General features: G+C 65.5%; 14 protein-coding genes. 3 read left to right on the forward strand and 11 right to left on the reverse strand.

Annotation, left to right across the window (positions count from 1 at the left end; all coding sequences use genetic code 11):
* Positions 1-214: 214 nt before the first annotated feature.
* A complete protein-coding gene (locus AC1D1G_RS07795) occupies positions 215-3,190 on the forward strand; it encodes a UPF0182 family protein (RefSeq protein ID WP_477951633.1) in 2,976 nt (991 codons plus the stop codon).
* A 577-nt stretch (positions 3,191-3,767) separates the two neighbouring features.
* Here the strand turns inward: AC1D1G_RS07795 and AC1D1G_RS07800 are convergent.
* The 6 genes from AC1D1G_RS07800 to AC1D1G_RS07825 all read right to left on the reverse strand — a co-directional run bounded on the left by AC1D1G_RS07800 (position 3,768) and on the right by AC1D1G_RS07825 (position 8,245).
* Complete coding sequence (locus tag AC1D1G_RS07800; protein WP_477951634.1) at positions 3,768-4,772, reverse strand: acyl-CoA dehydrogenase family protein; 1,005 nt, start codon at positions 4,770-4,772, stop codon at positions 3,768-3,770.
* Positions 4,773-5,029: 257 nt separating this feature from the next.
* Positions 5,030-6,340 carry a Rep protein gene (locus AC1D1G_RS07805; protein WP_317570458.1) on the reverse strand — a complete coding sequence of 437 codons (1,311 nt, stop codon included), beginning with the start codon at positions 6,338-6,340 and terminating at the stop codon, positions 5,030-5,032.
* Between the two features lie 378 nt (positions 6,341-6,718).
* Entirely contained in the window at positions 6,719-7,036 is a 318-nt protein-coding gene (locus AC1D1G_RS07810; protein ID WP_317570457.1) for a hypothetical protein, read from the reverse strand.
* Entirely contained in the window at positions 7,033-7,527 is a 495-nt protein-coding gene (locus AC1D1G_RS07815; RefSeq protein ID WP_317570456.1) for a hypothetical protein, read from the reverse strand. The genes AC1D1G_RS07810 and AC1D1G_RS07815 overlap by 4 nt, the downstream gene beginning before the upstream one ends.
* A complete protein-coding gene (locus tag AC1D1G_RS07820) occupies positions 7,524-7,838 on the reverse strand; it encodes a hypothetical protein (RefSeq protein ID WP_477951635.1) in 315 nt (104 codons plus the stop codon). Before AC1D1G_RS07820 ends, AC1D1G_RS07815 begins: the two co-directional genes overlap by 4 nt.
* On the reverse strand, positions 7,835-8,245 hold the full coding sequence (locus AC1D1G_RS07825; protein ID WP_317570455.1) for a hypothetical protein: 411 nt from the start codon (positions 8,243-8,245) through the stop codon (positions 7,835-7,837). Before AC1D1G_RS07825 ends, AC1D1G_RS07820 begins: the two co-directional genes overlap by 4 nt.
* Before the next feature lie 364 nt (positions 8,246-8,609).
* On the opposite strand from AC1D1G_RS07825, the gene AC1D1G_RS07830 reads away from it, so the two are divergent.
* Positions 8,610-9,056 carry a helix-turn-helix domain-containing protein gene (locus tag AC1D1G_RS07830; RefSeq protein ID WP_477951636.1) on the forward strand — a complete coding sequence of 149 codons (447 nt, stop codon included), beginning with the start codon at positions 8,610-8,612 and terminating at the stop codon, positions 9,054-9,056.
* 271 nt (positions 9,057-9,327) lie between these two features.
* On the opposite strand, the gene AC1D1G_RS07835 is transcribed toward AC1D1G_RS07830, so the two are convergent.
* The 3 genes from AC1D1G_RS07835 to AC1D1G_RS07845 are packed head-to-tail and all read right to left on the reverse strand — an operon-like array spanning position 9,328 to position 12,162.
* Positions 9,328-9,891, reverse strand: coding sequence for an inner membrane-spanning protein YciB (locus tag AC1D1G_RS07835; protein WP_095870730.1), 564 nt, complete (start codon positions 9,889-9,891; stop codon positions 9,328-9,330).
* Between the two features lie 29 nt (positions 9,892-9,920).
* Positions 9,921-11,006, reverse strand: a complete 1,086-nt coding sequence (locus tag AC1D1G_RS07840; protein WP_317570452.1) for a GAF domain-containing protein — start codon at positions 11,004-11,006, stop codon at positions 9,921-9,923.
* A 37-nt stretch (positions 11,007-11,043) separates the two neighbouring features.
* Positions 11,044-12,162 carry a cytochrome P450 family protein gene (locus AC1D1G_RS07845; protein ID WP_317570449.1) on the reverse strand — a complete coding sequence of 373 codons (1,119 nt, stop codon included), beginning with the start codon at positions 12,160-12,162 and terminating at the stop codon, positions 11,044-11,046.
* A gap of 139 nt (positions 12,163-12,301) precedes the next feature.
* On the opposite strand from AC1D1G_RS07845, the gene pgfA reads away from it, so the two are divergent.
* Positions 12,302-13,357: a cell envelope lipid trafficking protein PgfA gene (gene pgfA, locus AC1D1G_RS07850; RefSeq protein ID WP_477951637.1), complete on the forward strand. Its 1,056-nt coding sequence runs from the start codon at positions 12,302-12,304 to the stop codon at positions 13,355-13,357.
* Here pgfA and AC1D1G_RS07855 read toward each other — a convergent pair.
* Positions 13,354-13,962 carry a hypothetical protein gene (locus tag AC1D1G_RS07855; RefSeq protein WP_477951638.1) on the reverse strand — a complete coding sequence of 203 codons (609 nt, stop codon included), beginning with the start codon at positions 13,960-13,962 and terminating at the stop codon, positions 13,354-13,356. The genes pgfA and AC1D1G_RS07855 overlap by 4 nt on opposite strands.
* Before the next feature lie 26 nt (positions 13,963-13,988).
* Positions 13,989-14,552, reverse strand: a complete 564-nt coding sequence (locus AC1D1G_RS07860; RefSeq protein ID WP_005564130.1) for a hypothetical protein — start codon at positions 14,550-14,552, stop codon at positions 13,989-13,991.
* Positions 14,553-14,568: the final 16 nt, after the last annotated feature.

Here is a 14,568-nt window from a genome sequence, read left to right on the forward strand (position 1 = left end):
CCGGCCGAGGAGGAACCGGCGACGAGCCACGCCCGCGAACCCGGCGGCGCTCCACTCGCGGGTCCACTTCGCCCAATCCGATGCCGAGTGCGCGCCGGCCAGGATGAGCCCGGCGCCGCATAGAAATAGAATGGGATGATACGAACGCCTTCGCTGGATCGGGCGAGGTGGTCCGCGGCGGGGCTGCTCGTGAGCCGACCCGTGGGAGGTGGCCATGCAACCGTCCGACCGGATGCGGGCGCTGCCGCGGCGGGCCCGGGTCATGATCATGGTGACGGTGGCGCTCATTGCGTTGCTGGTGATCGGGCCGCGTCTGGTCGTGGGGTATACCGATTGGCTGTGGTTCGGTGAGGTTGGTTACCGTCGCGTGTGGGGGACGGTCCTGGTCACCCGCCTGATCCTGTTCACGGCGGTGACGCTGCTGGTGGGTGCGGTGATCGTCGCGGCCGTGGTGTGGGCGTACCGGTCCCGCCCACTGTTCGCGGCCTCGGGCGCGAACACGGCGAAGGATCCGGTCGAGCGGTACCGGGAGGTGGTGTCGCGCCGTCCGCGGTCGTTCACGGTGGGGATCGCATTGCTGCTGGCGCTGCCGTTCGGGCTGCACGCGCAGGCGAGTTGGGAGACGGTGCAACTGTTCTTGCACGGCGGCGCGTTTGGCATCGTGGACGCGGAGTTCGGGTATGACATCGGCTTCTACGTCTTCGATCTGCCGTTCTACCGGCTGATCCTGGCGTGGCTGTTCATCGCGGTGTTCCTGGCGTTGTTGATTGGCCTGGGAACCCACTACCTGTTCGGCGGCATCCGGCTGGCACCGAGCAAGGACCACGTCATCGAGGTGTCCCGGCCGGCGCGCATCCAGCTTGCGGTGTTCGCGGGCACGTTCATCGCGCTGAAGGCGGCGTCCTACTGGCTCGACCGGTACTCCTTGTTGTGGAGCGGCCGGAAGGAACCGACTTTCACCGGCGCCGGGTACACCGACATCAACGCGGTGCTGCCGGCCCGGTTGATCATGGTCGCGATCGCGGTGCTGTGCGCGGCGGCGTTCTTCGCCGCGATCGCGGTGCGGGACCTGCGGATCCCGGCGATGGCCACGGCACTGCTGGTGCTCTCGGCGATCCTGGTCGGCGGAATCTATCCGGCGCTGATCGAGCAATTCTCGGTCCGCCCGAATGCCGCCGACCGGGAGAGTCCCTACATCGAACGCAACATCGCCGCGACCCGGCAGGCCTACGGAATCGGCCCGGACCGGGTCGACTACCTCGACTACCCCGGGGTGGGCACCCGGTCGCCCCGCGACATTCCCGCCGACGTCACCACGATCGCCAACGCCCGCCTGCTGGACCCGACCGTGCTCTCGCGCACCTTCACCCAGCAGCAACAGCTGAAGAACTTCTACGGCTTTCCCGAGCACCTCAACATCGACCGCTACACCATCGACGGACAACTCACCGACTACATCGTCGCGGCCCGCGAGCTCTCCCCGAACAGCCTCAGCGGCAACCAGACCCAGTGGATCAACCGGCACACCGTTTACACCCACGGCAACGGGTTCATCGCCGCTCCCGCCAATCGGGTCAACGCCGCCGTCCGCGATGTCGCTGGGCAGAGCGCGAGCAGTGACAGCGGGTATCCGATCTATGCGGTCAGCGATATCGCCTCCCAGGTGGGCGGCGACCAGGTGATCCCGGTCGAGCAACCGCGCATCTACTTCGGTGAGGTGATCGCGCAGGCGGACCCGGACTACGCCATCGTCGGAGGCCCGGAGGGTGCGCCGCCGCGCGAGTACGACACCGACACCGCCCAGTACACCTATACGGGCAGCGGTGGGGTGCCGGTGGGCAGTTGGGTCAACCGGTTGGCGTTCGCCGCCCGGTACGGCGAGCGAAACATCTTGTTCTCCGGCGCCATCGGGTCCGAGTCGAAGATCATCTTCAACCGGGACCCGGCCGCCCGGGTTGAACACGTCGCCCCGTGGCTGACCACCGACTCCAACCCGTATCCGGCGGTGGTCGGCGGCCGGATCGTGTGGATTGTCGACGGCTACACCACCGCCGCGCACTACCCGTACTCGCAGGTCGGTTCACTCGCTGCGCCGGTCGTGAACGACACCGGCCGAACCCTGGCCCGCGAGGAGGTGTCCTATGTGCGGAATTCGGTGAAGGCTACCGTCGACGCCTACGACGGCACCGTCACCCTCTACCAGGTCGACGAGAACGACCCGGTCCTGCGGGCGTGGATGAAGGTGTTCCCCGGCACCGTGCAGCCGCCGACGGCGATCCCGACCGAGCTGCGCGCGCACTTCCGCTACCCCGAGGATTTGTTCCGCCTGCAGCGGGACCTGCTGGCGAAGTACCACGTCGATGATCCGCGGGAGTTCTTCACCACCAACGCGTTCTGGTCGGTGCCCAGCGATCCGACCGCCGACACCGGTGGGGAGCAGCCGCCGTACTACGTTCTGGTCGGCGACGCCGACACCGCGGCCCCGTCCTTCCGACTCACCAGCGCCATGGTCGGCTTCAACCGCGAATTCCTCTCTGCCTACCTCTCGGTGCACTCCGACCCCGAAAACTACGGCAGGATCGACATTCTGCGGTTGCCGACGGACACCCAGACCCAGGGCCCGCGGCAGACCCAGAACTCGATGATCTCCGACACCCGCGTCGCCTCCGAGCGCACCCTGCTCGAGCGGTCCAACCGGATCTACTACGCCAACCTGCTGACCCTGCCGATCGCCGACGGCGGCATCCTCTATGTCGAACCGGTGTTCACCGAACGTTTGACCAGCACGCCCAACAGTTCCACGTTCCCGCAGCTGGCCCGGGTCCTGGTCAGCTACCGCGAACCCGGCACCGGCGGGGTGCGGATCGGGTACGCCCCCACCCTCGCCGAGGCCCTCGACCAGGTCTTCGGCACCGGCACCGGCGCCGTTGCCACCGCACCCGGCGGCGACGCCACCACACCACCACCTCCCGGCGGGCAACCACCGGCGCCGCCCCCACCGGGCGCCCCGCCCGCCCCGCCACCGGCGGCATCGGACCAGCTGACCGCCGCGGTCCTCGAACTCAACGACGCCCTGGCCAACCTGCGCGAGGCGCAACGCACCGGCGACTTCACCGCCTACGGCGCGGCCCTGGACCGACTGCAACAGGCCATCGACACCTACCTGGCCGCGGGCGGCACCCCGCACTGACCCATCCCCTCCGCGCGATCCGCGCAATGACGTTGTCCCGTATGGAAAATTGCGGATTCGGGCTGTAGACCGGCCAGGACCACCCGCCGGCCGCGCACGCGTTCACCATCGCCGTCTCTCCGCCCCCCTCGAACTGATCAAGATCGACGGCGGCGAACTCTCTGCCGATCCTCGGTCTGGTTTCGCTCCCGCTCGTCGGGTAGCGACCCATCCTTGTGTCGTTACTCGGCGGCCCGCCGCCTACGCCCGCGTGTCCCGTATCCGCCAGAAGGACGTCCCGGTACGGTGACCAGCACCGTCCAAGACCGCGAGCAGTGGGCGCATGCGCGGAGCCCCAATCTCACTTCCGGTACGAGGGTCAGTCCCCGAACCGCGGGCCACGCTCCATGCGAACTGCCTCGTCAGGAGCGATTCTCCTGGTCGGTCGGAGAAGGTATGGAGCGGGCTGAGCGGATCGGTACCGGCTGGGTGCTCGCGAATGGCGGTACGGCGTGATGCACGGTGCATCAGCGAGAGCGTTCATGCGGACGATCGTGTTGTACCTCCGCTGTCTGGGTGTCGTCGTCCTGGCGGCGTCTTAGGGGTGACGTGCGCTCGAGATGCGTGACTTGATTTCCGGGGTGGTGGTGCACACCATGCTGAAGGCGGGTTCCCGGGCCATTCTCTCGGTGGGTTCACCGCGTGTGACTGATCGGCTTCCTGCGGCGGTGGCGGAGTATGTCGCGGTGGTGACGGCGAATTGGCTGGCTCGGGCGCGGGCGTCGTAGATGTCTCCGTCACCCGTGGCCGCCGTGTTGAGGGCGTTGCGGATGGTGGTGTGTGTTTCCCACAGTTTTGGGGCGGGGTGTCCGGTGCGGTCGGCTTCGGTCAGGCATGCTCGGGCCACGCCGAGGGCGAGGGAGCCGTTGATCCGGAGAAGGGCGCGGTCCGCGAAGCTGAGTCCGCCGCGAGGAGTCTTTCGGACGTGGATGACTGCGGTGTGGGGGATGTGGTGTCCGTTGAAGGTCAGTTTGACGGTGTTGGATGCGTCGGCCGCGGACAGGCAGATTCGGTTGGCGTGGACGGTTGGGCCGTCGGTTGCGTCCATGAGGAAGGTGACGGTTTTCTGTGCTCGGGGGTCGTATGCGGTGACACCGATGACGTCGACGAGGCCCCATCCGGTGACGAACGGTGCCTGCCCGGTAATGGTGTATCCAAAGTCTGTTTCGGTGGCGACGATGAGGGGGTTGTCGGGGTCGGCGTAGCCGCTGCCGGAGACACCGGCGGTGACGGCGCCGCTCCGGAGGTCGGCGAGATAGCGGGTCTTGAGGGTGTCGTTCCTCGACATCACCATTCGGAGCAGGGTGCCGTGGTGTTGTGCCCAGACGAATGCGGTCGCCAGGCATCCGCTGACGAGGATTTCGCCGACGTCGGCGAGGGTATTGATGGGATCTGTGGTGGCGAAGGCGAGGCCGTAGAAGCCCCGGTCACGTAGTGCGTCGAAGTGCGACGGCGGGATCTTCCCTGTTGCGTCGACCTCCGCCGCGGCTGGTCGCAGCACCTGGTCGGTGAGGTCCTGCGCTTCGTGCACCCAGTCAGTCATGACTGACACCGTATCCACACTGCTCGGCACCCCGCCGACGCACTTCAACGGTGGGCGGATGCTGTGAGAGGTGTGCAGCTTCCGAGCTCTCGCCCAATTGCAGTTTTGGTCCGCTGTCATAACGTCGATCGGGGTGTTCCCCATTTCGCCTCTTGTGTTGTCCCACAGCGGTAACAGTCGGTCCGCCAGCCGAGGTGCGGCGGCTCGATGACTGTGGAGGACTACCCGCGAAACTGGTGAACGTCCCCTTGGACGGTTCATCGGAAATCAACTCGGCGATGTGTGGTGTGACGCAGGGTCCGGCGGATCTGTGCGAGGGCGGCTTGCCGCTGTTCCGGGGTTGCTTGCATGGCGTTGCGATGGTGGATGGCGGTGCGGCGGGCGTGTTGTTCGCGGCGGCGCCGGGCGTCGGCTGCGGTGCGGTGCTGGCTGGGGGAGGGGCCGGTCCAGTCGATGTGGGTGAGGCGCCAGCGGAGGAGTGCGATCGGTGAGCTGATTCGGTCTGCTGTGGGCCAGGTCCAGCCACGCTCTCGGGTGTCGCGGTCGAGGGTCTGTGCGATGTCGTGGCCGGTCCAGCGGGTGGTGTCGATGCCGGCGGCCGTGATGGTGTCGCAGATGGTGCCGATATGGCCGTGGGCGAGAACGGGGGAGTGGGCGATGAGGGTGGCGGCTGCTCGTTGGAGGTGGAGTGGTCGGGGTTGTGGGATGGATGTGGTGGGCCTCGCGTGTGCGCGTTGGTGAGTACTTCGTAACGAAAGATTATGTGAAGGAACGTAAGTACCGGGGGATAGGGTGTCAGCGCAGGTGGCCTGGGGATGAGTTGTGCTGGCCGCGGTGGTGGGTTGTTGGAGTCGGGTGCGGTGGCGTGCGAGACGTCGGGCGGTACGAGCGCGGCGCGGACGCGGTGGTCGTTGTGGGGGTGGGGGAGTGGCGTCGACGATGTGTTTCGGGGAGCTGAGTGCCCAGACGGAGGCGGCTTGGTGTTGTTGGCCGCCGTGGTGGAGTTCGGCGGCCAGGTATTCACGGGTGCGCAGGGTGCGACCGCGTTCGACTTCGACGCCCATGCTGAGGGTTTTGAGGACGCGGCGGGTGCGGTTGACGACGGAGAGTGAGACGCTGGCGTGGTGTGCGATGAGTTGCCGGGACGCGGTGATACCGCGGCCGGTGGTGGAATCCGCGAATCGGGCGTGGGCTGTGGCGACGGCCATCAGGCGTTCGATGCCGATGCTGTGGGCGGTGAGTGCGGCCTGGCCGGTGGTGGTGTGGGTGATGTGGTGGCGGAGTTGGCGTAACCATTGGGTGCGGCCGGACCAGACGGGGATGGTGGCTTCGCGTCCGGGTGTGGTGGGGAGGGTGAAGGAGTGGCCGCGTTGCCCGGTGTCGCGGTTGTATTGGTGGAGGTTGTTGATGGCGTGGGTGGCGGCGTGGACGGAGGCTTCCCAGGTGTCGACTTCTGCCGACTGTGGAATGTGCGTACCGCCGGGTGTCGATGACCTGGTGTTGGTGGGCGAAACGATTGGTGTTGATGCTGATTCAGGGCATGCGTTAGCATCAGACGTACCTACCATGGGTATGTCCCTTCGGGGAATGCAGTACGGGTGTTGGAAGCGGGTAACTTCCGGCACTTACCTCAGAGAATGTGACGGCTCGGCAAGGCCTTCACCCTCTTGGTTGAGGAGGACCGGCAAGTCCTCCTCAACAACATGCCGGCGGAGCGGTTCGTGAATCTGAAACCACTCCCACCTAGGGGGTTTTCGTGTTTCTGAGGGTCTGCGCTATGAAATTTGGGTTATCGGGGTAGCGCGATGGTTACGCGGTCAGGGGCATCGCCTCGCTGTGGGCGTGGGTGGGTGCCGATCCACTCGCGCGGTCACCGCGAACTGTGGAGGTTCGCGCGTGTCCGTTGAAGGGGACCGGGAAGGGTGGTTTGGCCGCAGCCGTGCCGGTTACGCCGACCGCGGTGCCGGCTTCACACCGAGCAACAGGTGCGCCGCGGCGGCAACCTCACGGATCTGCTCAATCGTGGCTGTTTCGGGCTCCGATGCGACGAGGTCGACGACATCTACGAGCGCGTCGCGTGCTCCGGGGCTGAGACGACACCTGTCCGGTGAGAGCCGGATTGGGCCGTGCGTGTCGATGAGATCCGGAGCGGACATCACAGTCGGCGTCCTGGTATCGGTGACGAGGAGTGCGCAGATGACGCTCTCTATCGCGATGAGGTCCCACGTTCGCCCGTGACGGTCGGTGGCGGTAAGACCCCTCATGCGACTGCCCCTTTCGTCGAGGGACGGCGCAGACGTGGATCCCATGCCTCGATGGCCGCGGCGACGCACGTCTCGGCGACAGAGCCCGGTTTGGCGGCGAGGTGCGCCCAGAACGCGGCGGCGACAGCTTCCGCACCACTGAACTGATGGCCACTCAGGTAGTCATGAGCATCGACGGTGGTATCGGCGACCGCGGACCAGGCGTAGAGCGCCGCCGACTGAGCGCGGCTAGCGCCGAGCGCCCCGAGCTGGTGCACCGCATCCCAACGTGCAGCAAGGGAGTTGACCGTGCCGGTCGGCATATCGCGGCACAACATAGCGATCTCGCATCCCACGTATACGGAGAAGCCGGGAATAGTGACCAGACCCCACACCGGGTGGGAGTACAGGTCAGCGAGCCAGCGCCACCGCAGGGAAGCGGGCCCCTCGGTGCCGGGGCACTCGATCTCGCCGGTCGCCATCAGCAGGACGCGGTCCGAAAGACTGATCATGCCTCCGCCCCCCGCTCGACTGCTCGTTGCCCTTCGACCCGGTTGCAGTACACCCGGATCTCACGATCGGTCGCGATCACCGTTCCGTCGTGCCGGCACACGACACCCGTCCAGATCATGGAACGCGGCGTGTCCCCCGCGGACACCACCGTCGCGACATCCGCGCGACAGGCCTCCAACCGCGGGCAGTGCGAGCAGTCACGCTTCGCATCGAAGGTGACCCGATGGGGACCCTCAACCACATTCGACGCCAAGAGTTCGACATTTGTGGCCTCGTGGAGGCGGACGGGGTAGATCTGCGGCGCCGTCAAGATGCCCACCCCGCTGGCGCCGACATCGTTTGCGGTACAGGTAGTGCGGTGACCTGCGACGTCTGCTTCTGGTCGCGCAGCCGGATGCCGTCCCGCGTTCGCACCCACGCGGACAGCCCCGAGATTCCGATCGGCTCGCCGTCGCGGTCGTAAGCCACCGCGGCCCACACCATCGATCGTGCCGGGCCTTCCTGCACCTTTTCCTCGCAGGTCGCTAAGAACGGGCAACTCTTGCACGCGTCGATGGCGGCGAGGAGTTGCCCTGTGCTGGCGACGTCGGTGTCCCATCCGCGGGGATTGCGCGTGCACGGGAGTCGCTCATCGGTGGCCTGCGGCCCGTCGACGCGATCGGGACCCTTTGTGCTGATCCGGCGGAAGAAGGCTTCTTCATGCGCTGCTCGGTACACCGCGCACCGCTCTGTGCCTGTAGAGCATCCGCATGTCCAGTCGTGGGCACGAATGAATCGGCGAAGTTGAGTGGTTGTCCAACTCAACACGTCAGTCTCGTCGACACTTCCGCCGACGTCGCCTATCGTTTCCATTGGCAGATCTCCATTCTGCTAGCTGAAGAAACACGCTGACCAGGGCGGCAACCCTGTTCGGTTCAGGCCCCTGTCCGGCGGTAACCGGGCGGGGGTTCTTCTGTTAGATCACCAACTCCGTCATTGATTGCTGGTCACGGCCTAGCTGCATTTGATCTAAAACTGTGGCCTGGAGTGATCGTAAGGGAGATGGTGCAAGGTGTCCACAAGTGATGGACGGAGTGTTTCGGTGAGCCGACGGGTGATGCGCGGATTCGACCCTGCCCGGCTGGAGCAGCTGCGGAAAGACTCCCGCCTGAGCCGGCCCGAGCTCGCTCGCGCGGCTGGCATCGGACACGCGACCCTCTACCAGTGGGAAACGGGCGCGACGTCGCCGCAGGTAGATCTCCTTAAGCGGGTCACCGACGTCCTTGGCGTGCAGATCAGCGATGTCGTCGTAGTCGCCGAGGATGAGCGCCTCCCGGGGGACTGGCGTGTTCTCGCGGGTTTGCTGCAGCCGCAACTCGGGAAGCTGGCCAAACTCAGTACCACCACTGTGGCGCAAGTCGAGCGGGGGCAGGCAGCTCTGACCGACGAGACGGCGCGAATGGTTTCCGCGGCCTTGGGGATCTCCGAAAGCGTGTACCGCGCGGCCTACGAGCGCGCGCGAAGTCGCCCGCCGGGCACCCCGGCGTGAACTCAGCGAAGAGCTGAGCCGCGGGGGCAGGGTCTTGGTGACCGTAGTGGTGCAGTAAGCAAAGTGAGTAATCATTCGACCTTCTCGCGAGCATGACGAAAAGCCCCTTCGGGGAGGGGCTTTCTGCGTGCTGCGCGGGCAACGCGAAAAGGTCGCGCCGCAACCTCGGGTGAGGTGCGCTGACGTCGGCCGACCGGGCACGTGCCGGAGGGGGCATCGCGCAGTCAGTCCGCTTGGCGAACTCTATGTCGAACCAACGTCGGAGGGGATATTACATAGCTTCCTCGGATTGGTGGTCGCGCCATGCCGTGAGGATGTAGTTGCGATGCCAGGTGGCTTGGGCGACAGCGAGAGCCAAGAGACTTCCGGGTGCGACGAAGACACGCCAGTTGACCCAGGTGTCCGTGGACATTGTGTAGGCGACGACGATATTGACGGCGCCGACCGCGACCAGTGCCACGAACCAACTCCAGCTCAGGAAGCGCCAGACAGCGTCCGGTGCGCTCACCCATCGTCCGATGATGACACGCACCGGGTCACGCTTCGCGACCATCAGCGACGTCAGGAAAGCGCCGGCGATTAGCCAGTACACCCCTGTGGGACGCCACTTTATGAAGGTCTCGTTGTGGAACAGCAGAGTCGAACCGCCTAGGACGAGCACAAGGCATAGACCGGTCCACTGCAGTTTGTCGACCCGTTGGCGTCGGGCCAGCGTCACGATGATCTCGCCGACGACGCCGGCCATGACCACGACCGTCGCCGCGAAGATTCCGGCGGTCTTGTAGGTAGCCATGAACGCAACGACCAACGCGGCGTTGTAAAAGACTCTCCACACGAGCTTTGTCCTCCGAAAGATGTTCTCCGTCAGGAGTCTTCGTCAGGGATGGTTTCGATTTCGGGGGAGATCACCGCGACACCGATCGAGTCGCTGACAAGGGGATCGAGAAGGAAGCCCCGGAATTCGGCCTTCAGCCAGCCGCCACCGCCCCGTCGTGCCCGCACCGTGCCGGAGACCGGCCCCTTACGCACCTGCTGGACCCACTCGATGATCTTCGGCCAGTCTTCCTCATGTAGCGCGAAGGTCTGTCCGGTGCTCACGCCGTGTCCGAGGCCGGGAACGTGCTCGGTCACCCACTTCAGCCAGTACGGGTACTGGTACGACAGATCCCCGACCGCGATGTACATCCCCGATGTCGATGCCAACATCGTCGACAACCACGCGTCGAGCATCGATTCGTGGACAAGGGCTTCGTCGGTGCCTGCGTCCCAGCAGATCCCGCGCACGCGTCTACCCGCCGGGCCCTCCACACACCGCTCGGCGTAGCGCAGCTCCCGGGTGACGTCGGTCTCCGCCCGGATGGTGAACGTGCCGTCGAACCTGTCCTTTGCCTGACAGTCTCGGATTTGGCGCACATGCCGCAACGTGTCGGACAGGCGGGCCGAACGGGTGTAGAGATCTGCAGGACCGAAAACCGATCGATCCTGATGCCGGGCGGACATCCCGATGAGCTCGATAGCTCCGGGGTCCAACTGCAACTGCGGTGGGGGCGGGTTGTCCTCCGAACTCAGAACCCACTCCCATGCCCCGACATTGGGGCGGTCCGGCGGGTTCTTCTTCGGGTCACCGCTCCAGATCTGAACTGCTACGACCACGCTCTTGTCGGGAGTCAGGATGGGGTGGGCTGCCCCGACCGGGCCCAGGGCGTCGGCGACCTTGCCCTCGAACGTCTCGATCTTGAGCTCGCGATCGGCTATGCACTTACGGATCAACCCCAGGACAGCGGTGCGGGCAGGTTCGCGAAAGACATTGCCGATCTTTCGCCAGTCGCGGTGTTTGGGGCCTTCGGCGACGACCTGGTGCTCGTCGCCGGTGCCGGCGAAGACGGTCGTCCATTCGCGGATCGGGTGGGTGGGTTCGGCGGGGGCGCGCACGAGGGCATCAGCTGTCATCGGTTTATCCGTTTCTCCCGTACTGGCTTTCGGGTGGTCAGGTCAGGTTTACTGGCGTCTCAGTGGGGCCGTGAGTGCGCCAGGTATGTCGCCGGTCGAGTGTTTCCCATGGCTTCACCAGGGACAGGCCCGGGTGGCGTTGGAACAGGCGGCGAGTAGCGATGTCGAGCTGCATCACGGCGAGATCGGCGCCGAGACAGTAATGAGGTCCGCGGCCGAAGGCCAGGTCCGGGCGCTCGCCGCGGGCGGGGTCGTTGGTCGCCGCGCGCAGGGAGAGATACAGAGGACTGCCGGCGGGGATGCGAATGCCGCCGACGGTGATGTTCTCAACCGGGAATCGCCGTATCGCGTAGGACCCGGGCGCGGCGTCGAGGACAAGCTGCGTCACCCGGGCGCGCCAGAGCTGGTCGTCGGCGATTTCGACGAGTAGCTGGTCCCGATCAAGTCCGGCGAGAATGCCGATGGCATTGGCGATCTGGTAGACGGAGTTCTCGAATCCGGCGAGAAACGTCAGGAATGCCAGGGAGATGAGTTCCTCTTCGGTCAGCCGGTCTTCGGCGTCGCGGGCGGTGATCCAATCGGTGATGACGTCATCACCGGGCGATTTCCGTTTGGCCGCGATCACACGCATGAGTACGAGAACGATCGTGGTCATGGCCGGGATGCGAGGGTCGTCCGCGGTGGGTTCGCCAGGATTCATTGCCATCACGGTCGCCGCGGCGGTACGGAACTCGTCGGCGTCTGCATCGGTCACGCCGAGGATCTCGGCGATGATGTCAGCAGGCAGGGGAGAGGCGTAGGCAGGAAAGAGGTCGACAACACCGGTTTCGTTCGGGTCGAGGTCGTCCAGGAGTCCGTCGACACGGGCGGTCACCATCTGCCTCACCGCTCCGATTCGTCGCCGTGAGAACGCGGGCGCTGCCAGAGCGCGGACGCGGCGGTGATCATCGGGGACCATATTGAGCAGGTTGCGGGCCAGTGCCGGTGGTAGGGGAAGGCCCGGGCTGCCTGACGGGCCGCCGGGACGGACATTGACGATTCCGGGGTCAGCGAGCAGTCGAGCGACGTCGTCGTACCGGGTAATGATCCAGACGCGCAGTCCGTCGGCGTCGGTGGCCTCGACAACTGGGCCGGCAGCGCGAAGGCGCTCATGCAAGCGATCGGCCTCCGCGACACTCAGGCCGGGCGCAAACGGATCGAGCACCAGGTTCCCTTCTACGATGTGGCAAATACCTCAGGACGAAGATACCGGCTGACCGGGATTCTGCATTGCTCCGGCAGCTAGGGTGCGCTACGTGAGTGCTCAGGTCGACACCGTACTGGATGAAAACGTGCACAAGGCGGATGCCGCCGACCGTCGGGGGTGGAGGAGATCCGCAGCGGTCTGCACTCTCCTCGCGCTCGGCTCGTGCCTGCTCGCCGTCGCTGTCTTGGTCCCCACCTACGGTGCCGCCCGGTTGAAGGTCATCCCGCTCGACGTGCAATCGGCGACAGTGTCGGTTGCGGAAGACGCGGCGGTGCTCAAGGCCACCTCGGTGGCTATGAAAGGTCCGCTGAAGACCGACCGGGGTGTCCCGCTGCGGATTCAGGTGTACGTGACGACAGAGAATCCAGTTTCAGCCGATTCCACAACTCTGCAAGCGGCACAAAAGACGGTCCGGACCGACTGGGGCGACGGGTTAGGCCTGGTCTCGGCAATGGTCGATCGCGTCACGATCGACCGACGATCAGGCATGCCGCTCGCCGAGCCCGTCCCGACCACTCAAGCCGAGCAGGGCAAGCCCCCGACGGAGACGCCTCGCGCCGGAATTCAGTACAAGTTTCCGTTCGACGTTGAGAAAGTCAGCTACCCGTACTACGACGGAACGGCACGTGAGACGCATCCGATCGAGTACGTAGACGACGATCGCGTGGTCGACGGCATGCGGCTGTATCACTTTCAGCAGACGATCGGCCCTGTGAACCTTGGGAAATCGATCGGCAGTGTCGCGACGACGACCTTGCCCGCTGAAAAGTGGGGGCTACCTGGCACGGAGCCGACAACGATGGATCTGCACTACTCCACGACGCGCGATGTGTGGGTCGAGCCTGCATCTGGTGCGATCGTTGCTGTGGAGGAGCAGCCGAGGCGATGGCTGGCGCGGTCGGTTGACGACCCGAATGCTGTGACCACGCTCGAAGCGCACACCCACTTCGACAACGAAACGATCAACGGCCTTGCCCAACAAGCGAAGGACGCCCGTACCGCGATCCTGTGGGGAACCCGATATGGGCCCGCCCTCGGTGCCGTGGTCGGCATCGTGTTGGTGGGGACCGCGATCATCCTCGCGCGCCGCTGGTCCCGCCGCTAGCCGAACTGGTCGAAAGCCGCACGTGCGTAGGGGAGTGCCTCGGCGTATTCGTTGCGAACCTTGTCCTCGGTGCCGAGGTAGGACATGTTGTCGTCGTAGGCTTCGCGGTCTTCGAAGTACACACGGCCACCTAAGTGGTCGGACAGTTGGATCGCCACGGCGTAGTCGACCGGGTTGTCGTCCTTTGCGGCATTCTCCGAGCTCTCCGCACCAGCATAGAAGTTCTCGAGTGCGTCGGTGACGGCTCCGTCGTCGAGGGCAGGTCGGTTGTCCCACATCTGGCTCCAACCGAAGAGATTCCGCCCTCCCGATCCGGAATGGTGAACCCGCCAGAATCCTTCAGCTCGTGAGGCGACGAGCGCCGCGATGATGGCGTTATCAGGCGCCTTCCGCTGCTTGCCGAGATCGATGATGCGTGTGACGGTTTCCTTTTGCTGTCCGTCGGCGGTGTCGTCGACGAAGGGATCGAGAACCTGGGTAGTGGTGTCGATCGCGGGTGCCGGTTGTGATGCGGTGTCGTCGTCGGAGTTGTTGCCGCCGCACCCCGCGATCACCGCGGTGGCGAGCACCATGACCGTCAGAGCTGTGGTGATGCGGTAGTTCAAGGTTCCCCCTCGTTTGCCGGTTGTGTTCAGTAGGTGAGGTTATCGATCAACCATCGGCCGTCTGATTCGGTGAGGATGAGCCAGACGGTGGCGTCGGGTTCGACGGGGTGGGTGGTGTCGCCGGTGACCGCGGTTTGGGTGATCGTGGCCACCCGGTGTGCGGTGGTGTCGGTGTCGGGTGGGCAGCCGGAGCAACCGATGGCGACGTCGGCGATGACCCGGGCGTTGTCGTTGATCCATTGCTGCCATTGCAGGCTGCGGCCGCGCTCGTTTCGCACATCGGAGGTCAGGCGTGCAGCCAGGGCCGGTGTGAACCATTGTGTCGCGCGACGGAATCCGCTGGTGGGGCTTTCGTCGGTGGTGGGGGCCCAGGTGAATGCGACGGTCATGGCTTGGCGGACGACTTCTTCCGGCGTTGTCGGTGCCGGTCGCTGAGGTGCGCGGGTGCCCGTTTCCGGTGCAGGTGTCGGTGCGGTCGTGGTGCTCTGCGGTGTCGCGGTTCCTGAGGTGTTGGCGTTGTCGTGGGAGGAGTAGAGCAGTGCCGCGGCCGCGGCGATGATCACTGCGAGCAGGATCAGGGCTTTTCGCATGGTTTCTCTCCTCCGG

It is taken from the genome of Rhodococcus sp. P3_B8 (assembly GCF_056402775.1).

Bases quoted from the DNA above. Each gene is read 5' to 3' on its own strand.
- AC1D1G_RS07795 (WP_477951633.1), top strand. From the start codon at position 215: ATGCAACCGTCCGACCGGATGCGGGCGCTGCCGCGGCGGGCCCGGGTC.
- AC1D1G_RS07800 (WP_477951634.1), bottom strand. From the start codon at position 4,772: ATGACTGACTGGGTGCACGAAGCGCAGGACCTCACCGACCAGGTGCTG.
- AC1D1G_RS07805 (WP_317570458.1), bottom strand. From the start codon at position 6,340: ATGGTAGGTACGTCTGATGCTAACGCATGCCCTGAATCAGCATCAACA.
- AC1D1G_RS07810 (WP_317570457.1), bottom strand. From the start codon at position 7,036: ATGAGGGGTCTTACCGCCACCGACCGTCACGGGCGAACGTGGGACCTC.
- AC1D1G_RS07815 (WP_317570456.1), bottom strand. From the start codon at position 7,527: ATGATCAGTCTTTCGGACCGCGTCCTGCTGATGGCGACCGGCGAGATC.
- AC1D1G_RS07840 (WP_317570452.1), bottom strand. From the start codon at position 11,006: ATGACAGCTGATGCCCTCGTGCGCGCCCCCGCCGAACCCACCCACCCG.
- AC1D1G_RS07860 (WP_005564130.1), bottom strand. From the start codon at position 14,552: ATGCGAAAAGCCCTGATCCTGCTCGCAGTGATCATCGCCGCGGCCGCG.